At 70.6% G+C, this 22,891-nt stretch carries 22 protein-coding genes, 1 pseudogene and 1 riboswitch; of the genes and pseudogenes, 9 read left to right on the top strand and 14 right to left on the bottom strand.

Translation table 11 applies throughout. The features are described 5' to 3' along the window. Nucleotides 1–68 precede the first annotated feature (68 nt). The 11 genes and pseudogenes from QM779_RS17200 to trmB all read right to left on the bottom strand — a co-directional run bounded on the left by QM779_RS17200 (nt 69) and on the right by trmB (nt 11,235). Nucleotides 69–1,190: a transglycosylase family protein gene (locus tag QM779_RS17200; protein WP_428537848.1), complete on the bottom strand. Its 1,122-nt coding sequence runs from the start codon at nt 1,188–1,190 to the stop codon at nt 69–71. Nucleotides 1,191–1,326: 136 nt separating this feature from the next. Next, the gene (locus QM779_RS17205; RefSeq protein ID WP_428538498.1) at nt 1,327–1,938 is read right to left on the bottom strand and encodes a superoxide dismutase; all 612 of its coding nucleotides are present in this window, start codon (nt 1,936–1,938) and stop codon (nt 1,327–1,329) included. 99 nt (nt 1,939–2,037) lie between these two features. After that, nucleotides 2,038–2,871, bottom strand: coding sequence for an ECF transporter S component (locus QM779_RS17210; RefSeq protein WP_428537851.1), 834 nt, complete (start codon nt 2,869–2,871; stop codon nt 2,038–2,040). Then, entirely contained in the window at nt 2,868–4,463 is a 1,596-nt protein-coding gene (locus QM779_RS17215) for an ABC transporter ATP-binding protein (RefSeq protein ID WP_428537854.1), read from the bottom strand. The genes QM779_RS17210 and QM779_RS17215 overlap by 4 nt, the downstream gene beginning before the upstream one ends. Then, a complete protein-coding gene (locus QM779_RS17220; protein WP_428537857.1) occupies nt 4,454–5,650 on the bottom strand; it encodes an energy-coupling factor transporter transmembrane component T in 1,197 nt (398 codons plus the stop codon). Before QM779_RS17220 ends, QM779_RS17215 begins: the two co-directional genes overlap by 10 nt. Next, complete coding sequence (locus tag QM779_RS17225; RefSeq protein WP_428537860.1) at nt 5,623–6,456, bottom strand: hypothetical protein; 834 nt, start codon at nt 6,454–6,456, stop codon at nt 5,623–5,625. The genes QM779_RS17220 and QM779_RS17225 overlap by 28 nt, the downstream gene beginning before the upstream one ends. After that, complete coding sequence (locus tag QM779_RS17230; protein ID WP_428537863.1) at nt 6,453–8,021, bottom strand: hypothetical protein; 1,569 nt, start codon at nt 8,019–8,021, stop codon at nt 6,453–6,455. Before QM779_RS17230 ends, QM779_RS17225 begins: the two co-directional genes overlap by 4 nt. A 57-nt stretch (nt 8,022–8,078) precedes the next feature. After that, nucleotides 8,079–8,251: riboswitch (cobalamin riboswitch) on the bottom strand. Between the two features lie 346 nt (nt 8,252–8,597). Then, entirely contained in the window at nt 8,598–8,987 is a 390-nt protein-coding gene (locus tag QM779_RS17235; protein WP_428537866.1) for a hypothetical protein, read from the bottom strand. A 69-nt stretch (nt 8,988–9,056) separates the two neighbouring features. Further along, a pseudogene (locus tag QM779_RS17240) lies at nt 9,057–9,660 on the bottom strand (class I SAM-dependent methyltransferase). Nucleotides 9,661–9,673: 13 nt separating this feature from the next. Beyond that, complete coding sequence (gene truA, locus QM779_RS17245) at nt 9,674–10,489, bottom strand: tRNA pseudouridine(38-40) synthase TruA (RefSeq protein ID WP_428537869.1); 816 nt, start codon at nt 10,487–10,489, stop codon at nt 9,674–9,676. A 32-nt stretch (nt 10,490–10,521) separates the two neighbouring features. After that, a complete protein-coding gene (trmB, locus tag QM779_RS17250; protein WP_428537872.1) occupies nt 10,522–11,235 on the bottom strand; it encodes a tRNA (guanosine(46)-N7)-methyltransferase TrmB in 714 nt (237 codons plus the stop codon). A 119-nt stretch (nt 11,236–11,354) separates the two neighbouring features. Between trmB and QM779_RS17255 the strand changes: the two genes are divergently transcribed. Both QM779_RS17255 and QM779_RS17260 read left to right on the top strand, forming a co-directional pair. After that, nucleotides 11,355–11,765, top strand: coding sequence for a YccF domain-containing protein (locus tag QM779_RS17255; protein ID WP_428537875.1), 411 nt, complete (start codon nt 11,355–11,357; stop codon nt 11,763–11,765). A 60-nt stretch (nt 11,766–11,825) separates the two neighbouring features. Continuing rightward, nucleotides 11,826–12,440, top strand: coding sequence for a MarC family protein (locus tag QM779_RS17260; RefSeq protein WP_428537878.1), 615 nt, complete (start codon nt 11,826–11,828; stop codon nt 12,438–12,440). Between the two features lie 171 nt (nt 12,441–12,611). Here the strand turns inward: QM779_RS17260 and QM779_RS17265 are convergent, their stop codons facing one another. Continuing rightward, a complete protein-coding gene (locus QM779_RS17265) occupies nt 12,612–13,262 on the bottom strand; it encodes a DsbA family oxidoreductase (RefSeq protein ID WP_428537881.1) in 651 nt (216 codons plus the stop codon). A gap of 78 nt (nt 13,263–13,340) precedes the next feature. Between QM779_RS17265 and QM779_RS17270 the strand changes: the two genes are divergently transcribed. Continuing rightward, nucleotides 13,341–13,736, top strand: a complete 396-nt coding sequence (locus QM779_RS17270) for a VOC family protein (protein WP_428537884.1) — start codon at nt 13,341–13,343, stop codon at nt 13,734–13,736. Between the two features lie 56 nt (nt 13,737–13,792). Here QM779_RS17270 and QM779_RS17275 read toward each other — a convergent pair whose 3' ends face one another. Both QM779_RS17275 and QM779_RS17280 read right to left on the bottom strand, forming a co-directional pair. After that, entirely contained in the window at nt 13,793–15,865 is a 2,073-nt protein-coding gene (locus QM779_RS17275; RefSeq protein ID WP_428537887.1) for an elongation factor G-like protein EF-G2, read from the bottom strand. A gap of 98 nt (nt 15,866–15,963) precedes the next feature. Further along, on the bottom strand, nt 15,964–17,244 hold the full coding sequence (locus tag QM779_RS17280; RefSeq protein WP_428537890.1) for a citrate synthase: 1,281 nt from the start codon (nt 17,242–17,244) through the stop codon (nt 15,964–15,966). 354 nt (nt 17,245–17,598) lie between these two features. On the opposite strand from QM779_RS17280, the gene QM779_RS17285 reads away from it, so the two are divergent. The 6 genes from QM779_RS17285 to QM779_RS17310 all read left to right on the top strand — a co-directional run bounded on the left by QM779_RS17285 (nt 17,599) and on the right by QM779_RS17310 (nt 22,804). Beyond that, entirely contained in the window at nt 17,599–18,801 is a 1,203-nt protein-coding gene (locus tag QM779_RS17285) for a hypothetical protein (protein ID WP_428537893.1), read from the top strand. 48 nt (nt 18,802–18,849) lie between these two features. Continuing rightward, complete coding sequence (locus QM779_RS17290) at nt 18,850–19,452, top strand: hypothetical protein (protein WP_428537896.1); 603 nt, start codon at nt 18,850–18,852, stop codon at nt 19,450–19,452. Nucleotides 19,453–19,602: 150 nt separating this feature from the next. Next, nucleotides 19,603–20,046, top strand: a complete 444-nt coding sequence (rplM, locus tag QM779_RS17295; RefSeq protein ID WP_428537899.1) for a 50S ribosomal protein L13 — start codon at nt 19,603–19,605, stop codon at nt 20,044–20,046. Between the two features lie 14 nt (nt 20,047–20,060). Beyond that, nucleotides 20,061–20,576, top strand: a complete 516-nt coding sequence (gene rpsI / locus QM779_RS17300; RefSeq protein ID WP_428537902.1) for a 30S ribosomal protein S9 — start codon at nt 20,061–20,063, stop codon at nt 20,574–20,576. Between the two features lie 13 nt (nt 20,577–20,589). Next, a complete protein-coding gene (gene glmM / locus QM779_RS17305) occupies nt 20,590–21,957 on the top strand; it encodes a phosphoglucosamine mutase (protein ID WP_428537905.1) in 1,368 nt (455 codons plus the stop codon). Between the two features lie 55 nt (nt 21,958–22,012). Then, nucleotides 22,013–22,804, top strand: coding sequence for a hypothetical protein (locus QM779_RS17310; protein ID WP_428537908.1), 792 nt, complete (start codon nt 22,013–22,015; stop codon nt 22,802–22,804). Nucleotides 22,805–22,891 lie beyond the last annotated feature (87 nt).

Consider the following 22,891-nt stretch of genomic DNA (forward strand, 5'->3'; position numbering starts at 1 on the left):
GAGGAGGTTCTCGGGGCCGCTGCGACCCGACCCGAGGGGAGGGTCGGCTGCGCCTGAAAGAGGGGGGATCAGGCGCAGGTCCAGGGGCTCGTGCCGGCCTTGGCGTAGTAGCGGTTGGCCACGGTGATCTGCTGGGCCCTGCTCGCCAGGTCTGCGCGGGCGGCGAAGTCGCGTCCGCCGTTGGAGTTCCAGGCGGCCATGTTGAACTGCAGGCCGCCGTAGTAGCCGTTGCCGGTGTTGATGTGCCAGTTGCCGCCGGACTCGCAGCGCGCGATCCGGTCCCACATCGCCGCCCGGGCAAGGTTGATGCCAACGCCGTTGGCGGAGGTCTTGGTTCCGACCTCGGTCACCTGGTCGGTGGCCTTCGTGATGACCGTCTCGGACACCACGACCTTCTTGGTCACCTTGCCGTTCACGACGGTGATCTCGTAGGTGCGCTTGGCCTTGCCGTTCTTGCCGGCCGTCAGGACGCGCGACTCGCCCTTCCACAGGCTGGAGTTGTTCTTGCTGATCGTGTCGAACGGGACGGTCTCGGTCTTCGTCTTCTTCGACACGACGACCCGGTCGAGGGTGATGGTCTGGTCCTCGGTGACCGCGGTCGTGGTGAGCGGGTCGAGCCGGTCGGTCGCGCCCACCGTCAGGTCCTGCTCGTTGAGGAGGTCGGCCACGGTGGCGGCCGTCGTGACCACTTCGGTGCTGTGGCCGCCGACCACCAGCTCGACGTGCTTGGGGGTGGTCACGTCGACGGTGACGCCGCTGCGGGGCAGCGTCGCGTCCAGCGGGATGGACGTCCGGGCGCCGACCAGGCTGACGCGGGGTGTGGTGACGGCCAGCTGGGTCGCCTGGGACGTGATGGCGTCGGTGGACAGCGCCTCGTCGAGGGTGGCCGCGTGGGTGAGGAAGGTCCGCGGGGCGCCGTCGACGTTGAGCGTGAGCTGCTTGCCGTAGCGGACGGTCACGACCTGGCCGCTGGTGACGGCCGAGTCGACCGCGGGGGAGACCTCGTCGGACGCGGTGAGCGTGACGCCCTTCGCCGCGAGCACGTCGGCCACGGTGAGCGCGAACCCGTCGGCCTCGAGCACTTGTCCGTCCACGGTCAACTGGACGTCCTTGTACAGGCTCGCGGCGGTGCTCACGCCACCGGCCAGCAGTACTGCTGACAGCGCAGTGGCGGTGATCGCCTTGTTCACGACACAGTCCCCCGAGGATCGGCTGGCACATTTCTGAGAAAAGCCTGCACGATCCTGAGAGATAGGTCAAGTTCTCTCAGGAAGATCCTCGGGGGACCTGGGTCTGGCTAGGGGAGTTGTCCCCCGCAGGGGGACGTCACAGGACGTCGGCCGCCTTCGCCTTCGCCAGTCGGGACGCGACGTCGGCCCAGTTGACCACGTTCCACCACGCCTTCACGTAGTCGGCCTTCACGTTCTTGTACTGCAGGTAGAACGCGTGCTCCCACATGTCGAGCTGGAGGATCGGCAGCTGGCCCACCGGGACGCTGTTCTGCTGGTCGTAGAGCTGGTTGATGTTCAGCCGCTTGCCCAGCGGGTCCCACACCAGCAGCGCCCACCCGGAGCCCTGCAGGGAGTTGGCCGCGGCCTCGAACTGGCCCTTGAAGCCGGCGAAGGAGCCGAAGAACTCGTCGATCGCCGACGCGACGTCACCGTCCGGCTCGCCGCCGCCGTCGGGCGACATGTTCTTCCAGAACACCGAGTGGTTGATGTGACCGCCGAGGTGGAAGGCGAGGTCCTTCTCCAGCTTCGGGATGGACGCGAAGTCGGCTTTGTCGCGGGCCTCCGCCAGCTTGTCCAGGGCCGTGTTGGCGCCCGCGACGTACGCGGCGTGGTGCTTGCTGTGATGGAGCTCCATGATCTCGGGGGCGATCGAGGGCGCGAGGGCACCGTAGTCGTAGTCGAGATCGGGCAGCGTGTAAGCCATCAGGTTTCCCTTCCTTGCTGAGTCTGGCATTCACCTACCCCCAACTTGCCGCTTCCAGCCCCTATTCCGCCAGTGGCTGCACGAAGAGTCGGCTGTGGGATCTCAGCGGACGGGCGGCGCGGACGGCGTCCGCGTGGCGTCCACGAAGAGGGCGCGGCGGGCGGAGCGGCGGAACAGGCGCAGCAGCGGCGTGCCGACCAGGCCGATCATCACCGCGTTGGTCAGCGCGCGGCCCAGGTTCCAGCCCATCGACGTGGCGATGTTGTACAGCACGAACCGGTGCAGGTTCTCCAGCGGCCCCAGACTCGGGTCGAACGAGAGCTGGGTGTCGTTGCCGATCCCGAACGGCCAGAACGAGAAGTCCATCACCCAGCCGTAGGCGAAGGCCGACACCATCCCGTACGCGGCGAGCAGCACGATCTCTGCGCGTCCCCTCGCCGGGGGCAGCAGCCCGGCGAAGAGCCCGACGAAGCCGGCAGCGAGCATCTGGTACGGCAGCCACGGCCCCACCCCGGACGTGATCAGGGCGGACGTGAACAGCGTGATCGCCCCGAGCGCGAAGCCGAACCCCGGGCCGAACACGCGTCCGGCGAGGATCAGCAGGAAGAAGACGAGCTCGAACCCGGCCGTCCCCGCGCTGAGCGGACGCAGCACCGTGCCGACGGCGGCGAGGACGCCCAGCATCGCGAGCACCTTCGCGTCCATCCGGCCACCGGCGATCTCGGACAGCATGATGGCCAGCACCAGCGGCAGCACCACGGCGAACATGATCGGGGCCTGCGTGGCCGACATCCCCGAATCGGGGCGCAGGAACAGCGGCCAGCTGAACGCCACCGCGCCGATCAGCACCGCGGCGGTGGTCGCCGCCGATCCGCGCAGGCCCAGGCCGCGCGCCCCCGCGCCGGCGACGGGGCGGACGAGTTCCGGCGCGCTCATCGCAGCCCCCGTTCGACGTCCTCGGGCGTGAGCACGGGGACGGGCGCGAACACCTTCGCCATCTGGGGTGCGTAGGCGGGGGAGGACGTGAGCAGCCCTGCGGTGGTGCCGTCGGCGATCAGCTCCCCGTCGGCCATCAACAGTGTGCGGGTGCTCACGGCGGCCGCGAACTCCACGTCGTGCGTGCTGATCAGGACGGCCACCCCCGTCGCTGCCAACCGCTGGACGATGCGGCGCAGTTCGGCCTTGGCGCTGTAGTCAAGCCCCCGGGTCGGCTCGTCGAGGAGCAGGACGGGCGGCTCCGCGGCGAGCTGGATGGCCAGCACGAGGGCGAGCCGCTGGCCCTCCGACAGGTCGCGGGGGTCCCGGTCGTCGGGCACGTCGACCCCGAGCCGGGCGAGCAGGGACGCGGTGGTGCCCTCCTCGGCGTCGCTCTCGGCGTCGGCCTGCGCGCACTCGGCGCCCACGGTGGCCAGGTAGAGGAGGTCCGCCGCGGTCTGGGGGACGAGGGTGACCAGCCGGCGGGCCTGGGCCGCGGAGAGCCGGCGGGGGTCCCGCTCGCCGACGGTGATCTCGCCCGCGCAGGTCAGCGCGCCCTGGAGCGCCCACAGCAGCGACGACTTGCCTGCGCCGTTGCGTCCGAGCAGTGCGGTGACCTGGCCGCCGTGCAGGTCGAGGTCGACGCCGGCCACCGCCGTCAGCGCCCCGTAGCGCACGTCCACCCCGCGGGCCGACAGCGCGACGGGGCCGGTGGGGCCGCTGGCCGGCTCGGGGGTGGACGGGACGATGTCCTCGGCCAGCGCGCGGCGCCGCGCGTCCCTGACGCTGAGCGGTACGCCGCCCCAGCCGACGATCCGGGCGAGCTGCGCGAGCGGGGGAGTGATGGTGGCCCGGGCCAGGACCTCGCCGGGGGCGCCGTGGACGAGCGAGCCGTCGCCGGGCAGCCAGATGATCGAGTCGGCCGCCTGCATGACCCGCTCGAGCCGGTGCTCGGCCAGCACGACGGTCAGCCCGACGTCGTGGACGAGCGTCGAGATCGCGGCCAGGACGTCCTGCGCCGCGGTGGGGTCGAGCGCGGACGTGGGTTCGTCCAGGACGAGGACGCGCGGCTGGGCGGCGAGCACGGCAGCGATCGCCACCCGCTGTTGCTGGCCGCCGGACAGCTCGACGAGCGGACGGCCGCGGAGGTCGGCGATCCCCACCAGGTCGAGGGTCTCCTCGACCCGCTTGCGCATCGCGATCGGGTCGATGCCGAGCTGTTCCATGCCGTAGGCGATCTCGTCGGACACCGTGTCGGTGACGAAGCCGCGCAGCGGGTCCTGCCCCACGTAGCCGACGACGTCGGCGAGGTCGCGGGGGCGGTGCCGGGCGGTGTCCCTCCCGTCGATGAGGACGCGGCCGGCGAGGGTGCCGCCGGTGAAGTGGGGGACGAGCCCGTTGATGGCGCCGAGCAGCGTGGACTTCCCCGAGCCCGTCGAGCCGATCACCAGGCAGAGGTCGCCCTCGGGCAGGCTGAAGGAGACCCGGTCGAGCGCGGGCCGGGCGGCGTCGGGGTAGCGGAACGACACCTCGTCGAACGTGATCACCGCCATGCCGGCTCCGGTTCGGGTTCGGCGGCACGGGGGCGCAGCGACCGCACCCTGGTGTCGTTGCGGGTGGACGCGGTCTCGGAGCGGCGGCGCGGCCGGGTGAGCGGGATCGGGGCCAGCACGAGCGCGACCACCAGCAGCATCGGGGCGGTGAGCTGCGGCCAGACCAGCGGCCAGGTGCTGGGGGTGAGCGCGCCCGGGTCGAGCAGCGCGGCGAGCGCGGGGCTGAGCGTGTCGGGATCGACCCAGCCCAGGCCGAGCACCACCACCGCGGCGAGGATCCCGGTGGTGGCGACGAGGGTCTCCCGCGTCCGCCAGGGGTGCGGGCGGTACGCGGTGACCCGGAGCCGGCGTCCGGCAGCGCGGAGCGCGACCGCGCAGCCGGTCACCCCCACGGCGAGGAACCACAGGGCGGGGATGCGGAAGCTGGTGCTGAGCAGAAGGAACACCCCGCCGGTGGCCACCATGGAGGAGACCAGCATCACCGGGAGGGTCCCCTTCACGGGCAGCCCACGGGTGCGGGCGAAGCCGCGGGCCTCCATGCCGGCGGCCAGCGACATCGAGCGCTCGATCGCGTCCGCGAGCACGGGCATCGCGATCGTCCCGAGGGCCCGCAGGGAGGTGGACGAGTCGCCGCGGAGCCGCCGCGCCCTGCGGACCCGCTGGACGCTCTCGATGAGCTGCGGGGCGACGCTGAGGGCGATCACCACCGCGACGGACGCCTCGTACAGCGCGGCGGGCACCGACCTCAGCGCCTGCCGCGGGTTCGCCAGCGCGTTGGCCGCGCCGATGCAGAGCAGCATCACCGCCAGCCGCAGCGCGTCGTAGAGCGACGAGGCCAGTGCCTCGGCGGTGACGGTGCCGCCGAGCTGGATGCCGGCCGCCCACTCCGGGAGCGGGACGGACGGCAGCGTGAACAGCACGGTCTCGCCGCGTCCGCCGCCCAGGATCATCTGGAAGAACAGCCGCATGCCGATCACGAACAGGCTGAGCAGCAGGTAGGCCCGGACCGAGCGTGCCCAGGGCGCGTCGCTGCGGCGCACCATCACCACCGCGACCATGGCGGTGGCGATCAGCGCGAGGAACAGCGGGTTGGTGGTGCCGCTGACGGCGATCCCGATGCCGATCGCCCAGCACCACCAGGCCCAGGGGTGCAGTGAGGTCAGGGCCGCCTCCTCCGGATCAGCCACCAACCGCCGAGCCCCGCCGCGGCGAGGACGACGGCGCTCCCCGCGACGATCGCGCCGACAGGGCTGCCGGCATCGTCCTGCGGGGGTGCGGTGCCGGTGACCTCATCCTGGGCCACCTCGCTGGACGCGGTGTCGACCGCCGTCGCGCTCGCGCTCTCGCTCGCCACCCCGGACGTGGTCGGCGTCGCCGACGTCGCCGTGGTGGACGGGGTCGGGGACGCACTGGCGGACGTCGTGGTCCTGGTGGCGGTCGCGGTGGCCGTCGCGGTCGGCTTCCTGGTCGCGGTCGCCGAGGCCGTGGGCTTGCTGGTCTTCGTCTTCGTGGGGGTCGGTGTGGGGCTGGGCGTGCTGTCGGCTGCCGGCGGTGCGACCGCCGGTGGCACCTTGCCGTCCGAGAGCGACTGGTAGCGCCACCCCTCGGCGTTGCCGGTGGTGGGGTGGTAGTCCGTCGCGCCGAGGTTGGAGTAGCTCCAGTCGGAGTAGCTGCCGTCGTCCTTCCTCGTGGCGTGCCAGTACGACCAGTACGCCTGGTTGGTGTCCGGCTTGGACGGCTTGCCGTTGATCTTGTAGATGAAACCGTCGTCGATGGTCACGCTGAAGCCGGCGCTCTTCAGCGCCGCCAGTCCGGTGCCGTAGCTGGTCGCGCACTTCGTGCTGGTGCCGCCGAGTGACCCGTAGTCGACGACCACCCAGACCCCGGTGCAGGTGGACGCCTGCGGCATCGGGGCGGCCGTGGTGGGGGTGGCCGCAGCCGCGCCGACGGCGAGGGTCGCCGTCAGCGCAGCCGCAACCAGGAACTTCCTCACTTGCGGACCTTCGCGGTCTTCGCCGACATCACCGACACGGTCTGCAGGCCCTTGCCCTTCGCGGTCACCTTCACGCTGATGCGGTCGCCCTTGTCGGACTTCTTCAGCTTGTAGGTCCTCGAGGTGGCCCCCGAGATTGCCTTGCCGTCGTTGTACCAGCGGTAGGAGTAGCTGTCCGGCTTCGGCAGCCAGCTGCCCCTGACAGCGGTGAGCTTGTGGCCGACCTTCACAGTGCCCTTGACCTTCGGCGTCACGACGGTGGCGTATCCGAGCGGCGGGTACGGCGCGTCGGGGGTCTCGCCCCAGGTGTTGGGGCCGTAGTTCCACAGTTCCGCCTCGCCCGTCACAGGGGTCGACTGGTCGCCGCCCACGTCGTAGGCGGTCCAGTCACCCCAGGTGCCGTCGGAGTTGGGCGTGGCGTGGTAGTAGCCCCACCAATTCGTCCAGGTGGTGTCGATCACCTCGGGGAAGCCGTTCACCCGGTTCAGGAACCCTGAGCTCAGCCCGGCGGTGAAGCCGGCGCTCGCCAGCGCTTCGAAGCCGGTCGCGTACTTCGCGGCACAGCGCACCGAGTAGTCGTCGGCGGCCCGGTAGACCACGACCCAGACGCCGGTGCACGACGTGGTGGACGCAGGCAGCGGCCACGGGCACGCGTTCAGGTCGACGAGCGCGCTGGCCAGGGAGTGCCCGGTGAGCAGGTAGAGAGCCTCCGAGGTCGACATCAGGTTGGCCTTGGTGCCACTGCGCACGTTCGAGAACGCACCACTGGAGAGCTGCTGCGCGGTCAGCCAGCTGAGCGCGTCCCCGGTGTCGGCGCCAACCTCGGACAGTGCCGAGCCGAGCAGCCCCGTGGAGTCGACGGGCGAGAGCTCGGTGCCGTCGTAGCTGGCCGCCCACGAGCCGTCGGCGAGTTGGGCGTTGTCCGCCCAGTCGACCGCGTCCGCGACCTCGTCGGCGTGGCCACCGGCCGCATTCAGGGCGAGGATCGCGACCGCCGTGGTGTCGGGGTCGGGGTCGCCGGAGGCGAGCCAGGCGAAGCCGCCGTCCGTGCCCTGGTAGGCCAACAGGTTGGTCACCATGCTCGCCGGCACGTCGGTGCCGTTGCGGGAGAGCGCGATGATCGCCAGCGCCTGGCCGAAGCCGTTGGCGCTGGAGCCCACCTGCCCGCTGGAGGGCAGGTCGGCGGTGATGGTGGTGATCAGGTTGGTGCCCGCGAACGCCTCGGGATCGGCCCCGATGCTCTCGGCGGCGAGCGCGACCTTCGCCGCGGCGACCGCTCCGCCCGACTTCACATACTTGGGGGCGAGCGTGGTCAGCGTGTCCTCGAGGGTCCGGAGCGAGGTGGCGTAGGTGCACTTACCGGTGGCGGCCAGGCCCAGGGTCGTCTGGAACACCGAGTCGAAGCTGCTCTTCGAGGTCGGCAGGTGCGAGGTGAGGTAGGCCGCGGCCTTCGTCGCGGAGGTCGACAGCTCGGCCGCCGCGGCGGTGGACGAAGGCCCGAGGCCGATCGACGCGACGACTGCCGCAGTCCCGACAGCCAGCCATCGCTTGATGGGTGAGTACATCTGGTTCCTTTCGCGCGGGGCATCCGGTGTGTGATCCGGGCCACTTCGCGCGTCCAGCTCACCCCGTATGCCACGACGGGTCTCTTGTTGAGCCAGAACTTGTGCAGGCATTCCGACTTGGGCGGGCGGTACCGCCGTCACGGTTGCGGGTCAGTCCCGGATTCGCACCGGGTTCCCCTGCAAAGGTTCAGGTGGCGACAGGCTAACCCACCGACCGCCAGGTAGGGCACCCCGACCGAAGGCGTGACCGAATTGTGCAGTTGACCAGCACGATTCCGTGGTTTCGCGACCGAGGCCTACCCCGTCCGCTGACGCGATCCCGCCGCACCTCCGGTCCCACGAGTGAGCCCGCGTCCCACTTCTGGGCTGGAGTGGCCAGATCGCGTCACCCTCGTCGGGACGGGGTGCGCTCGTCGCCGTGGTGCGGTGGCGGGTGACCCTGTCGCGATCACGCCACGGGAGGCCGAATCCGTGACCACAGGTGCAGCTGGGACGAACGGCGTGGCCGGATCGCGTCACCCTCGTCGGGACGCAGAACGGCGGGGCGCCCCCTCCGGGCGCCCCGCCGTTGACGCCTCAGGCCTTCGGTGCCTCGTCGCCGTCGACCAGGCCCTTGACGGCCGTGGTCGCGTCGTCGGCGAGCTTCTTGGCGTTGTCGGGGAGGTCCTCGGCGAACCCCTTCACCGCAGTGCCCGCGTCGCTGGCCAGCTTCTGGGCGTTCTCGGGGAAGTCCGCGGCGAAGTCCTTGACAGCCGCGGTGGCGTCGTCGGCGAACTTCTGCGCGTTCTCCGGGAACTCCTCCGCGAGGTCCTTCGCCTTCGCCGACGCGTCACCCGCGAAGTCCTTGACGTTCTCGATCGCGTCCTCGGCGAAGTCCTTGATGTTGTCGATGGCGTCCTTGGCCGCATCCATCAGTCCGCTCAGGAAGCTGTCGGCCTCTTCGCTGACGTTGTTCTCGTCGGTCATTCCTCGCCCTTCTGTTGTCGTGGGACGGACGCTGAAAGCCTAGGCCGCGCAGCCTCGGCGCGGCAGGGGTCAGTCCGTCAATTCCGCGCGGACGGAGAACACCCGGAATCCCTTGGCGCTGGCCACCCGCTCGCAGCGATAGCCCTGCCCGACCAGCCACGTCTGGAGCGAGTCGGCGCCGAGGTTCCTGCCCACGACCAGCCGGGCCACCCCCCCGGGTGCGAGCCGGGGGAGCCACATGAGCAGCAGGTCGTGCAGGGCCGCCTTGCCGATCCGGATCGGAGGGTTCGACCGAGATCTCGTCGTAGCGGGCCTCCGGGTCCGCCTGCTCCGGGAGGATCGCGTGCACCCGGTCGGCGACCTTGTGGGACGCGGCGTTGGCAGCGCAGAGGGCGAGCGCGCGCTCGTTGGTGTCGACCGCGTCCACGACCGCGTCCGGGCAGGCGGTGGCGAGCGCGACGGCGAGCACGCCGTAGCCGCAGCCCAGGTCGAGCAGCCGGGACGCGGACGCCGGCGGCGTGGACTCGCGCAGCAGCACCGAGGTGCCGAGGTCGAGTCCGTCGGCGGAGAAGACACCGTCCGCGGTCGTGAACTCCCAGTCGGTGTCCCAGAACCGGACGCCGATACGGCGCCGGTTCTCCTCGCCGGTCGGGGTGTGGAAGTAGTGGCTCACGCGGGCCCCCCGTTCATGGCAGTTGCTCCTGGTCACGGCGGGCACGCGCCTCGACGGCGCGGGCGGCGAGCTGGTCGTCCGGAGGGTAACCGACCTCCTCCAGCACGAGCCCGTGGGCGGGCAGGACGGGGACCTCCGACGAGCGGGACCCGGCCCCGAGCAGGCCGGCCAGCCAGGCGGCGTCCCTGCGCCCGGTGCCGACCTCGACCAGCGCGCCGACCAGCGAGCGCACCATCGAGTGGCAGAACGCGTCCGCCCGGACGCCGATCTCGACGCGTCCGTCGTCGAGCCGGACCGCGTGCAGGTGCTGGAGGTGCCGGATCGTCGTGGCACCCTCGCGCGCCCGGCAGAAGGCGGCGAAGTCGTGGAGGCCGATCAGCGCCTCGCCCGCGGCGTTCAGCGCGCCCACGTCGACGGTCGCCCGAACCGCAGCGGTGGTGTGCCGCTGCAAGGGGTCGGCGGGGCCGTCGGCGAGCCGGTAGGCGTAGCGGCGCCAGATGGCCGCGAACCGGGCGTCGAAGCCGGCCGGGGGAACGGTCACCCTGCGCACGATGACGTCCTCGGGCAGCGCGCGCCGCAGGCGGCGGGCGAGCATGGCTGCCACTTCGTCCGGCTCGGGGAGGGCGAGGTCGAGGTGGGCGACCTGGCCTCGCGCGTGGACGCCGGCGTCCGTGCGTCCGGCGCAGACGAGGACGGGGGCCTCGGGGAGCCGCAGGACGCGGCCCACCCACGTCTCCAGCTCGCCCTGGACGGTGCGCAGCCCGGTCTGGCCGGCCCAGCCGTGGAACCGGGAGCCGTCGTAGGCGATGTCGAGCCGGTAGCGGGTCATGGGGTGCTCATCAGGGTGCTCGTGCGGGCTGCTCATGCGCGCCGGTACGCCAGGTCGTGGATCGTGCGGCCGGCGTCCAGGCCGCGGCGCTCGTACTTGGTGACCGGACGCAGGTCGTAGCGCGGCGCCCAGCCGTCGTGGAGGTTCACCAGCGCGGGCTCCGCGTCCAGCACGTCGCGCATGGCGTCGGCGTAGTCGTCCCAGTCGGTGGCCAGGTGCCACACACCGCCGGGCGCGAGCCGGGACGCGACCAGCCGCGCGAACGCGGGCCCCACCAGCCGGCGCTTGTGGTGGCGGGCCTTGTGCCACGGGTCCGGGAAGAACGTCCACAGCTCGCTGACGGTGCCCTCCCCGAACACGGTCTCCAGCGCCTGGGCGCCGTCGGCGACCACGAGCCGGACGTTGTCGACGCCGTGGCGGGCCAGCCGGCCGAGGGTGGACGCGACGGCGGGGGTGAACACCTCGAAGGCGACCAGGTTCGCGTCCGGCATGGCCTCGGCGAGCGCGGTCAGCGCATGCCCGGTGCCGGAGCCGATCTCCACCTTCAGTGGCGCCTCGCGACCGAAGACGGCCGTCCAGTCGATCCGGGCGTCACCGGCGACGGAGGTGAGCCGCTCCCCGCGGGGGAGTTCGACGACCCACGCGTCGTGGTGCGCGTCCCAGGCCCGCTGCTGGGAGTCGTTCATGCGTCCGCTGCGCCGCACGTAGGACACCACGTCGCGGTGGATCCGGGCGGCTGCAGGCATGCGGGCAACTCTATGGGACGCGCGTGGGGGAGCGTTCAGGGTTGGATCAGGGCATCCCTCGGCATGGCGATGGGCCGTGATCGGGTTACATGGAATGGCGACGACCAAGGAGAAACCCCATGCGTACCCTGCTCAACCTCATCTGGCTCATCTTCGGAGGCCTCTGGCTGGCGCTGGGCTATGTCTTCTTCGGAATCCTGGCCTGCATCCTGATCGTGACGATCCCGTTCGGCATCGCGTCCTTCCGGATGGCCGGCTACGCGCTGTGGCCGTTCGGCCGCGCGGTCGTGGCCAAGCCGTCCGCCGGCGTCGGGTCGGGGCTGGCCAACGTGATCTGGTTCTTCATCGCCGGTCTGTGGCTCGCGATCGGCCACGTCACCACCGCCGTCGCGCAGGCCGTGACCATCGTCGGGATTCCGCTGGCGATCGCGAACCTGAAGATGATCCCGGTGACCTGCTTCCCGTTCGGCAAGGACATCGTCGACTCCCGCCTGCTGCCGCCGGGTGCGCGTCCCCTGCACAGCCTCTGAGGCTGTGCTGCCTCCGGCCCCGATTCGTTGGCGCGGGGGACGCGGCCATAGGCTGGATCGGTGGTGCCCTTCTTCGATGCCGAGCTGTTCCTGACGACGGCAGTCACCCTCTGGGTGATCGTCGACCCGCCCGGACTGCTCCCGGTGTTCCTGGGGCTCACCAACTCCCTGAGTGAGAAGCAGCGCCGCCGCGCGGGCGATCGCGCGTCCGCCGTCGCGTTCGGCGTGATCGCGCTGTTCGCGCTGTTCGGACGCCAGATCCTCGACTACCTGCAGGTGTCGGTGCCGGCCATGCAGGTGTCCGGAGGGCTGCTGCTGCTCCTGATCGCCCTCGAACTGCTGATGGGCAAGGGCGACGACCCGGTCAGCCACGACGGGGTGAACGTCGCGATCGTGCCGCTGGGGACGCCGCTGATGGCGGGCCCGGGCGCGATCGTGGCCACCATGCTGGCCGTCCAGCGGGCTCCCGGCGTGACGGGCTACATCACGGTCGGGCTCGCGCTGGTGGCCGTGATGACGCTCGTCTGGCTGTTCCTGCGCTACGCGGGGCTGATCCGGGCCGTGCTGCGCGAGTCGGGGACGGTGCTCGCCTCCCGGATCGCCGGTCTCCTGCTGAGCGCGATCGCCATCCAGATGGTCGCCGACGGCATCTTCGGCTTCATCGAGGCCCACTGACGAGGTTCGAACCGTCCCTTGGCCCGTGCTGTCGGCGAGATCCCGGCTTTCGCCGGGATGACAGGGAGGGGCCGGGATGACAGGGAGGGGCCGGGATGACAGGAAAGGGCCGGATGACTACCCAGCCGTTGTGTCATCCCGGGCTTGACCCGGGATCTCGTCGTCCCGCGCTCAGGCGGGGTGCTCCTCGTCCCAGACCTGCTGCAGGGCGCTGTCGAACAGCTCGGGCGGCTGGGCGCCCGAGACGCCGTACTTCCCGTTGAGGACGAAGAACGGCACGCCGCGGATACCGAGCTGGGCTGCCGCGTCGACGTCCGCGGTGACAGCCGCGTCCAGTTCCGGGGAGTCGAGGGCCGCCCTGGCCGCGTCCGGCTCGATGCCGACCCGATCGGCGAGGGCGGCGACCGTGTCGGGGTCACTGATGCTGAGGCCGTCGGTGAAGTGCGCGGTGAGGAGGGCGAGCTCGAGGTCCCACGTGGCCTGCCCGGAGACCCCCTTCGCGTACTGGAGCAGCCGGTGGGCGCGGCGCGAGTTCGTCACGACGAGGGAGTCGAAGTCGAGGGTGAGCCCCTCGGTGGCGGCCGCGGCGCTGACCTGCCGGGTCATCGCGTGGACGTCCGCCACGTCGAGACCCTTGCTCGCCGCGAGGTAGTCCGCCTCCGTGCCCTCGAAGGACTCCGGCAGGGTCGGGTCGAGCTGGAACGAGTGCAGCTCCACCTCCACGTCCTCGGAGTGTTCGAACCGCTCCAGGGCCCTGCCGAAGCGGGTCAGGCCGATGTAGCACCACGGGCAGGCGATGTCGGACCAGATGTCGATGCGCATACCGGGGGCAACCCGCGTCGGCGCGCTCGCATTCCTGCGGGCCGGTCGGGACGCGTCTCGCCGGGGTACAGCTCGGACATGACCGCTGCACCCGTCCTCCGGCTGACCTCGCTCACCGTCTCCTGCCCGGCGCCGGCCGAGCTGGCCGCGTTCTACGCGCGGCTGCTGGGTGCGGAGGTGGTGGCGACGGAGCCCGCCGCACCCGGCGAACCGGAGGGCGCCGGCTGGGCGCAACTGGACGCCGGAGGGTTCCGGGTGAACTTCGAGCACGAGCGCCACTGGACGCCGCCGACGTGGCCGGCGGTCGACGGCCACCAGACCGCCACCCAGCACCTCGACATCCAGGTCGACGACCTCGACGCGGCCCGGCGCTGGGCGCTGGAATGCGGGGCGACGCTGGCCTCCGTCCAGCCCCAGACCGACGTGTGGGTCATGGTCGACCCGGCCGGGCACCCGTTCTGCCTGTTCACCTGAGCCGCACCGGGCAATTCCGGCACGCAGGGGACTGTCCCCTGCGTGCCGTGGACCGGTCAGGCCTTGGCGTACTTCTCGGTCAGCGCGGCGGGGAGCAGCTCGTAGCCGTGGAACTCGCGGGAGAAGGTGCCGGAGCCGTGGGCGATGCCGCGCAGGTCGATCGCGTAGCGGCTGAGTTCGGACTGCGGGACGAGCGCCCGGATGATCGCCTTGTGGTTCTCCGCGTCCGAGCCGAGCAGCTGGCCGCGGCGGCCGGTCAGGTCGGTCATCACCGCGCCGAGGTAGTCCTCGCCGACGACCACCGTCACCTCGTCGATCGGCTCGAGCAGCGCGACGGTCTTCGGCGTCGCGGCCTCCTTGATCGCGAGCGAGCCGGCCAGCTGGAACGCCATGTCGGAGGAGTCCACCGAGTGCGACTTGCCGTCGAAGAGCGTCACGCGGACGTCCACCATCGGGAAGCCGGCGAACACGCCCTTCTCGAGCTGGTTGCGGATGCCCTTCTCGACGCTGGGGATGAACTGCCGTGGCACCGCGCCACCCACGACCTTGTCGACGAACTCGAAGCCCTCGCCGCGGGGCAGCGGCTCGACCTCGATGTTGCAGACCGCGTACTGGCCGTGGCCGCCGGACTGCTTGACGTGCCGTCCGAGCGCGGTGGCCTTCGCGACGAAGGTCTCCCGCAGCGGGATCTTCAGTTCCTCCTGCTCGACCTTCACCCCGTACCGGTCGGTCAGCCGGGCGATCAGCAGGTCCGCGTGGGCCTGGCCGGTCGTCCACAGGACGAGCTGGTCGTTGCCGCCGCGGTCGAGCCGGACGGTGGTGTCCTCCACGGCCAGCCGCTGCAGCGCGCCGGCCAGCTTGTCCTCGTCGTTGCGGGTGGCCGCGCGGATCGCGAGCGGCAGCAGCGGCTCGGGCAGGTCCCACGGCGCGACCAGGGCGGGACGCTCCTTCGCCGACAGCGTGTCCCCGGTCTCCGCCGTGGTGAGCTTGGGGACCATCACGATCTCGCCGGCGATCGCGGACGGACGCGGCTTCAGCTCGGTGCCGACAGCGGCCTGGATCAGGCCGACCCGCTCATCGTTGTCGTGGTCGGGGTGGGCGTCGTCGGCCTTCGGGCGGTGGCCCGCGACGTGGACGAGGTCCTCGGCCTTCAGCGTCCCCGAGAAGATCCGCACCATCGACAGCCGGCCGGCGAACGGGTCGGTGGTCGTGCGGATGACCTGGGCCACCAGCGGCGCGGACGGGTCGGTCGGCGGGTTGGGCAGGTCGTTGCCCGCGAGGTCGGTGATCGCAGGGTTCGGATGCAGGGACGGGGTCGGGAAGCCGTGCTCGATCAGCCGCAGCAATTCCTCCACACCGACGCCCGTGTTGGACGCGACCGGCACCACCGGGTACAGGTTCGCGGTCGCGGTGGCCGTGCGCAGGTCGTCGAGCAGGTACTCGGTGTCGAGTTCCTCTCCGCCCAGGTAGCGGTCCATCAGGGAGTCGTCCTCCGCCTCCTGGATGATCGCCTCGATCAGCGGGCCGCGCCAGGTCTCGACGTGGGAGTCGTCGGCAGTGAGCTTGCGGTTGACGACCTCACCCGCGGAGTAGTCGTGCTCCTCCAGGCTGAGCAGGCCGATGTTGCCGATGATCCCGTCCGGACCGATGGTGGGCACGTGGGTGGGCAGGACGCCCTCGCCGAACTTGTCCTGTGCCTCGGCGACCGAGCCGTCGAAGTCGGCGTGGCCCGCGTCCAGCTTGGTCAGCGCGATGATCCGGGGCAGGTGCGCGGCCTCGCACTCCTCCCAGAGCGACTGCGCCGCACCGTCGATGCCGTCCGCGGCGGAGATGACGAAGATGGCCGCGTCCGCTGCCCGGATGCCCGCGCGGAGTTCTCCGACGAAGTCGGGGTGGCCGGGAGCGTCCAGGAGGTTGACGAGCACGTCGCCGGTGACGATCGAGGCCAGGTAGAGCTGGGCGGCGCGTTCGGCGTCGTCCTTCTCGCCGCGGTAGCCGGCGAGACGGGCCTTGAGCAGCTGCTCGAACAACGAGGTCTTTCCCGAGCCGGCGTTTCCGATCAGGACCACGTTGCGCACGTCGTCGGGACTGGTGACCTGGATGGAGGCAGCGCTCAACTTTGAACTCATGGGGACTACCTAACTACGCAGGTGTACCCCCTGCAACCAACTTTGGAGGATTGCCCCCAACTCGTCCACCCTGCCGCTGACAAGGCCGCGGGCACGCGTCAGTCGCGCTCCTCCATCGGGACGTAGCTGCGTGTCCGCGACCCGGTGTAGATCTGCTTGGGGCGCGCGATTTTCTGCTCGGGGTCGGTGATGAACTCCTGGTACTGGGCGGCCCAGCCCGACGTGCGGGGGATCGCGAACAGGACGGTGAACATCTCCGGCGGGAAGCCGAGGGCCTCGTAGATCAACCCCGAGTAGAAGTCGACGTTGGGGTAGAGGCGGCGCTTGACGAAGTACTCGTCCTCCAGGCCGTAGCGCTCCAGCTCCTTGGCGACCTCGAGCAGCGGGTTGACGCCGGTCACCTCGAACACGTCCTCCACGGACTTCTTGATGATCTTGGCGCGCGGGTCGTAGTTCTTGTAGACGCGGTGGCCGAAGCCCATCATCCGCACCTTGCCCGCCTTCACGCCCTCGATGAACTCCGGGACGCGGTCCACCGTCCGGATCTCGCGGAGCATCTTCAGCACCGCCTCGTTGGCGCCGCCGTGGAGGGGCCCGTGCAGCGCGCCGATGCCGGCCGATGCGCAGGTGTACAGGTCGTTGCCGGAGCTGGCGACCGAGCGGACGGCGTTGGTCGAGCAGTTCTGCTCGTGGTCGGCGTGCAGGATGAACAGCACCTCCATGGCCCGGATCAGGCGCGGATCGGCCACGTAGCGGCGCTCGGCCTGCTTGAACAGCATGGCCAGGAAGTTGTGGCAGTAGCCGTAGCTGTCGTCCGGGTTCACGTACGGTCGGGCCTTGGCCTTGCGGTAGGCGAAGGCCGCCAGGGTCGGCATCTTGGCGATCAGCCGGGTGATGTTGAGGTCGCGCGCCTCGGGGTCGTCGAAGTTCCGGGCGTCGGGGTAGAATGAGTAGAAGGCCGCGACCGATGCCATCAGGATCGTCATCGGGTGCGCGTCGTAGGGGAAGCCGGCGAGGACGGTCTTGAGCTTGTCGGGCAGCGTCCGGTGCTCGGTGACCTGCTGTTCCCACTGGGTGAGCTGGGCGGCGTTCGGGAGTTCGCCGTTCAGGAGCAGGTAGGCGACCTCGAGGTAGGTGGAGTGCTCGGCCAGTTCTGCGATCGGGTAGCCCCGGTACTCCAGGACGCCCGCGTCGCCGTCGATGTAGGTGATCGCGGAATGGCAGACCGCGGTGTTCATGAACCCGGGATCGAAGGTCGCCAACGGCTCGCCACTGATGTCGAACTGGCGCAGTTCTGTCGCACGGATGGTGGCTTCGGTGATCGCCAGTTCCGCCTCGGTGCCGCTGGCGGGACGCCGGATCTGGAGGATGTCTGCCATGCACAAACCCTAGGGAGTCGCGGGGCTGGACTGCGCGGCGTCTCGCCCCAGCGAGGTTTCCCGGCTTTTGGGCCCGGTCATGCCGCGCTTCGGGGATGACCGCGAACTTACCCGGCTTATCCGCCGTCCTGGCTGCCGGATAAGCCGGGCAACGTCGCTGTCAGGAGGTGTCGGTGGCGAGACCCTGCCGATAAGCCGGGAAACGTCGCGGTCTGCGGGTGGCCCGAAGGGCAGACCCGCGACGGCGGGGTGCTCGCTCGCCCTCCCCGCCTCTCCCCTCCCGTCCGATAACGAATCGGTGTCGGTTGGGGAAATGCCGCGTGGGAGGGCCGCGGCGTCTCTAGCGTGGCGCTCATGTGGGGGGATCGGGTCGCCTGGTTGGGACGCCCGTGGTTCTTCGTCGCCGTCGTCGTGCTGGCGGTGAACGACCACGTCCTCAAGGGCGCCTGGCCGGGGTGGCTGACCGGGAAGCTCAGCGACGTCGCCGGTGTCGCAGTGGTGGCGACCCTGCTGGCGGTCCTGATGGGGGCGACCCGCGGAACGGTCGTGGCCGGACTCGCCTTCGTCCTGCTGAAGACAGTCCCCGGCGTGGCCGAGGCGGCGGCCCCGCTGCTCGGCGGGGTCACGCTCAGGGATCCATCCGACCTGGTGGCGCTCGTCGTGCTGCCACCGCTCTGGCTCGGGTTGAACAGCCCGCGCCCCGACCAGGCGCGTCGCACGCGAAGGGGCTGGGCGCTGGTCGGCCTGCTGGCGGGAACGCTCTCCGTGACGGCCACGAGCGCGCCGATGGAGGTTCCGCTCGTCTCCCTGGGTTCAGGCGACGGTGCGATCTACGCCGAGGTCGACCCGGGCGAAGGGTTTGACGATGTGCTGCTCGCCACCACGGATGGAGGCCGGAGCTGGGCGCCGTTGAGCAGGGCGGCCGTGACGGCATCTGTCGTGTGGGAACCGATCGGCTCGCATGCCCCGCGGTATGCGCAGGCCTGTGCCGACGACGGCGTCTGCTTCCGGACCCTGGACAGCGGCGAGCGGGGGGCCCTGCTCATCGAGCGGAGTGTCGAGCGGCCGACGTGGCAGTTCGACGGGATGCTCTCGACCCAGGATTCCCGGTTCGCCGACATCGCGGTCGACACTGCTGACTCCGAGCATGTGGTGGCGCTCGGTCCCGAGCGGACCGTGTTCGTCCGATACGCGTCCGGCGACTGGGTGGCGACAGACCTGACCGACATCGCGACGCCCCGGTGGCAGCGCATCCTGGTGGGGTTGGTGGGGAACCCGCTGGGCGTCCTCCTCAGCTTCTTCCTCGCGTGTACGGCGTGCGTGTTGCTGGCGCCGCGGGAAGGGAAGGTACGAGGGGTGATCGTCACGCACGTGATCGGTGGCTTCCTCGTCTTCGTCCTGTCCACCTTCGGCCGACCGGCGGCTGTCGGCGCGATCATCGGCATCTGGTGGCTCGTACTGGCCGTTGGGCTGCTTCCGATGCTCGCCAGATCGATCGCGGCGCGTCGGCGGCGAACCGCGGCGGCGCCCTCCTGGGAAGGAGGAGACGATGCCTGACGGTCTTCGGTCCGAGCACGCGGGCCCGCACGCGGCGGTGGGAGCGCCATGAGCGCGCCAGAGACCTCGCGCAGCGGCAACGGTTGTCTCGGCGTGGCCGGTGTGTTGGCTGGTGTGATGGGCGGCATCTTCGTGGGGACCCCGCTGCTGTTCGCCGGCGCGCTGACGCTCTTCCAGGAGGCGCCTGCTCCGACCCCGCAGCCTGTCGACAGCCTGGCCGCCATCGGGGTGGATTCGCAGGGTGGCTCGTTCTACGCCTCCGTCAAGTTCGCCGACGATTCCGTGCTCTGGCTCGGGTCGTCCGACGGCGGCGCCACCTGGACCAAGGTGGCCGCACCGAGGCCTTATCCGACGAGCGCCTCTCGCGGCACGGCGCTGGTCTGCGCGAGCGGCAACGTGTGCTACCTCTCCCACACGGAGCGGTCCGACGGTGGGTCGCAACGAAACCTCGTCGACAGGCTGGATCCCGACCACACGTGGCGGACCGAGTTGAGCAAGGGCGCGGAGTGCTCTGCGCAAAGGCTGGTGGTCGACCCCGGGGACGGAGACCGGGCAATGGTCATGTGTGACATCCGTACGATCGCCCGCCGCGAGCCGGACGGCACGTGGAAGACGGTCGACCTCGTGGAGATCGCGTCGTCGCTGCGCTGATCCCTTCGTGCAGCACGGACGTCCGGCCGCCCGGTTTTGACCCCCTGATCCGGGCACGGTAATCTAAGGCGCTGTTGCGCTGTGGTCCGCCGCTGGCTGACCCCGCACCGCACGACAGAGCACACACTCATGGAAGCAGGTCGAAGACCCGTGTCTACGTACAGCCCCAAGCCTGGCGAGATCACCAGGGACTGGCTCGTGATCGACGCCGAGGACGTTGTCCTCGGGCGGCTGGCCGTCACCGCGGCGACCCTGCTGCGTGGCAAGCACAAGGCCCAGTTCGCCCCTCACGTCGACACGGGTGACTTCGTGATCGTCGTCAACGCCGACAAGATCGCCCTCACCGGCAAGAAGGCCACCGACAAGCTGGCCATCCGCCACTCCGGTCGTCCGGGCGGCCTGAAGTCCGTCCCGTACGGCGAGCTGCTCGCCACCGACCCGCGCAAGGCCGTCGAGCGCGCGGTCTGGGGCATGCTGCCCAAGAACAAGATCGCTCGTCAGCAGATCAAGAAGCTCAAGGTCTACGCCGGCCCCGAGCACCCCCACGCCGCGCAGAAGCCGCAGCCCTACCAGATCACCCAGATCGCTCAGTGAGCCGAGGAAGCACAGTGACGCAGACCGCCGAAGAGACCGTGGCCGACGAGGTCGTCCCCTTCGTTGAGGGCGAACGTGAGATCGCCTACCGCGCCGAGGCGCAGCCGAGCACCGCGGTGCCCGGTGGCCGTCCGGCCGTCGTCGCGCCCGCCGGTGCGACCGGCCGCCGCAAGGAGGCCATCGCCCGCGTCCGGATCGTCCCGGGCACCGGCAAGTTCTCCATCAACGGCCGCACGCTCGAGGACTACTTCCCGAACAAGCTGCACCAGCAGACGGTGAACGAGCCCTTCGTCACCGCCGCTGTGGTCGACGCCTACGACGTCATCGCGACGATCGTCGGCGGCGGCGTGACCGGCCAGGCCGGTGCGCTGCGCCTGGGCATCGCCCGTGCGCTGAACGCCGTGGACGCCGAGGCCAGCCGTCCGGCCCTGAAGAAGGCCGGTCTGCTCACCCGCGACGCCCGCGTCAAGGAGCGCAAGAAGGCCGGCCTCAAGAAGGCCCGCAAGGCTCCCCAGTACAGCAAGCGCTGACCTGGGGTCGGGCGTGGCTCGACTCTTCGGTACGGACGGGGTCCGCGGTGTCGCGAACCTCGAGCTGACGGCGGAGATCGCTCTCGAGTTGTCGGTGGCGGCCGCCCACGTCCTCGCGGAGGCGGGGGCGTTCGGTGGCCACCGTCCCCGGGCCCTCGTCGGACGCGACACGCGCGCGAGCGGCGAGTTCCTGGAGGCGGCTGTCGTTGCGGGCCTCGCGTCCGCCGGTGTGGACGTGGTGCGCCTCGGCGTGATCCCCACTCCCGGTGTCGCCCACCTCGTCGGCCAGCTGGACGCCGACCTCGGCGTCATGCTGTCGGCCAGCCACAACCCGATGCCGGACAACGGCATCAAGTTCTTCGCCACTGGCGGCGTCAAGCTCGACGACGACATCGAGGACGCGATCGAGCAGCGTATGGCCGAGGCCTGGCGGCGTCCCACCGGTGCCGGCGTGGGCAGGGTGACCGACGATCCCGGCGCGATCGAGGCCTACGTCGCCCACCTCGTGGCCAGCCTCGGCGCCGACTCCAGCCTCGAAGGGCTCAGCGTCGTCATCGACTGCGCGAACGGCGCGGCCAGCATGACCGCGCTGGCGGCGTTCGAGGCCCAGGGCGCGGAGGTGATCCCGCTGCACGCGTCACCCGACGGCCTGAACATCAACCTGAACAGCGGTTCGACCCACATGACCTCGCTCCAGGAGGCCGTGCTGGAGCACCGCGCCGACCTCGGCATCGCGCTCGACGGGGACGCGGACCGCTGCCTGGCCGTCGACCACATGGGCACGATCGTCGACGGCGACCAGATCCTGGCGATCCTTGCGCTGGCGATGCGCGAGGACCACACGCTGCACGGCGACACCGTGGTGGCCACCGTGATGAGCAACCTCGGCTTCCTGAACGCCATGCGCGACGCGGGCATCGCCGTCGACCAGACCAAGGTGGGCGACCGCTACGTCCTGGAGGCGATGAACGCCAACGGTTTCACCCTCGGGGGCGAGCAGTCCGGGCACGTGATCATGAGCGAGTTCGCCACCACCGGGGACGGTGTGCTGACCGCCCTCCACGTCGCCGCGCAGATGGCCCGGACGGGCAAGTCGCTGCGCAAGCTCGCGTCCGTGGTCACCCGGCTCCCGCAGGTGCTGGTCAATGTCCCCGGGGTGAACAAGGCCCGCGCGGGCATCGACCCGGTCGTCAACGCCGCGGTGTCGGCCGCCGCGAGGGAACTCGGCCGCAACGGTCGCGTCCTGCTGCGTCCGTCCGGCACCGAGCCACTGGTGCGGGTGATGGTCGAGGCCGAGACCGCCGGACGCGCCCAGGAGGTCGCCGACCGCCTCGCCGACGTCGTCCGCGACCGGCTCAGCCTGGAGCCCGCCGGACGCTGAATGTCGCCCGCCCGGGCGACTGTGGGGAGTCTCGCCGACTCGCAATACTGAGTGGGTGGACACCCCTGGCGCTGACCGCCCGCGTCGCTGGGCCGGCGTGGTCCGGGACGTCCTGTCCGTTGTGGTTGCGCTCGTCCTCGGGTTGGCGGTGCTCGCTGTCGTCGGGCTCGTCGTGGCGGTCGAGGGCGGGCCCGGGGCGATCTGGCTGAACATCCAGCCCGCACCCAACCAGTACACGCCGGCACTCGTCCAGCAACGAGCGGATGCGCGCGCCGCGATTCGTCCGGCACTTGAGGTCCTCGACTCGTCGGCCCTGTTGGACCCGGGTCCGGAGACGGCGGCGGCCGGTTGCACGCGAGGCCAGAACAACTTCAAGGTTCACGAGGGCTACAAGCATGTCTGCACTGTGACCTTGGGGAGGTTCTACGGCTGGGACGGCTGTTTCGAAGAGCTGGCTCGCCGATTGCACGCCGAGTTTCTCGCTGCTGGATGGCACCCTGATTACGACGGCGGGCTGCCCGACCTGGCCGATCAGTACGCGACCGGTCATTCGCGCTACGAGTCCTCCACCCCGGGGGTCTCGCCCTCGCCAATCGGCTTCGGTCTTCTGTGGGGCACCAACTACACCAACCGCGACGAGACATTGACAGTTCGGCTGGACTTCGCGAACTCCTACACGAACGATTTCCACCTGCTGGACTACGCGACCGGCCGAGCATCCGGGGAGTCATGGTCAGAGACGGGCGACGCCGTTGCTGCAGGCGCTGCGGTGGGGCAGATCCTCCGCGCGTCCGACGGTGTACTCCTCGCCACTGTGGAGCGCGAGTACTACCGGGTCGAGGGGTGAAGGACCGTGACGAGAGGCGTAACTTCATCTCCTCGATCGGCCCGCGCTCGCTGAGAGCGCGTCGAGGGCCACGGTTCGCGTCGAGTG

It is taken from the genome of Propionicimonas sp., assembly GCF_049840635.1.
Taxonomy (GTDB): Bacteria; Actinomycetota; Actinomycetes; order Propionibacteriales; family Propionibacteriaceae; genus Propionicimonas.

What these genes read in the sequence shown, in the direction of transcription:
- QM779_RS17210 (WP_428537851.1), bottom strand. Translation starts at nt 2,871, where the DNA reads ATGAGCGCGCCGGAACTCGTCCGCCCCGTCGCCGGCGCGGGGGCGCGC.
- QM779_RS17215 (WP_428537854.1), bottom strand. Translation starts at nt 4,463, where the DNA reads ATGGCGGTGATCACGTTCGACGAGGTGTCGTTCCGCTACCCCGACGCC.
- QM779_RS17230 (WP_428537863.1), bottom strand. Translation starts at nt 8,021, where the DNA reads ATGTACTCACCCATCAAGCGATGGCTGGCTGTCGGGACTGCGGCAGTC.
- QM779_RS17235 (WP_428537866.1), bottom strand. Translation starts at nt 8,987, where the DNA reads ATGACCGACGAGAACAACGTCAGCGAAGAGGCCGACAGCTTCCTGAGC.
- truA (WP_428537869.1), bottom strand. Translation starts at nt 10,489, where the DNA reads ATGACCCGCTACCGGCTCGACATCGCCTACGACGGCTCCCGGTTCCAC.
- trmB (WP_428537872.1), bottom strand. Translation starts at nt 11,235, where the DNA reads ATGCCTGCAGCCGCCCGGATCCACCGCGACGTGGTGTCCTACGTGCGG.
- QM779_RS17255 (WP_428537875.1), top strand. Translation starts at nt 11,355, where the DNA reads ATGCGTACCCTGCTCAACCTCATCTGGCTCATCTTCGGAGGCCTCTGG.
- QM779_RS17265 (WP_428537881.1), bottom strand. Translation starts at nt 13,262, where the DNA reads ATGCGCATCGACATCTGGTCCGACATCGCCTGCCCGTGGTGCTACATC.
- QM779_RS17270 (WP_428537884.1), top strand. Translation starts at nt 13,341, where the DNA reads ATGACCGCTGCACCCGTCCTCCGGCTGACCTCGCTCACCGTCTCCTGC.
- QM779_RS17275 (WP_428537887.1), bottom strand. Translation starts at nt 15,865, where the DNA reads ATGAGTTCAAAGTTGAGCGCTGCCTCCATCCAGGTCACCAGTCCCGAC.
- QM779_RS17280 (WP_428537890.1), bottom strand. Translation starts at nt 17,244, where the DNA reads ATGGCAGACATCCTCCAGATCCGGCGTCCCGCCAGCGGCACCGAGGCG.
- QM779_RS17285 (WP_428537893.1), top strand. Translation starts at nt 17,599, where the DNA reads ATGTGGGGGGATCGGGTCGCCTGGTTGGGACGCCCGTGGTTCTTCGTC.
- QM779_RS17290 (WP_428537896.1), top strand. Translation starts at nt 18,850, where the DNA reads ATGAGCGCGCCAGAGACCTCGCGCAGCGGCAACGGTTGTCTCGGCGTG.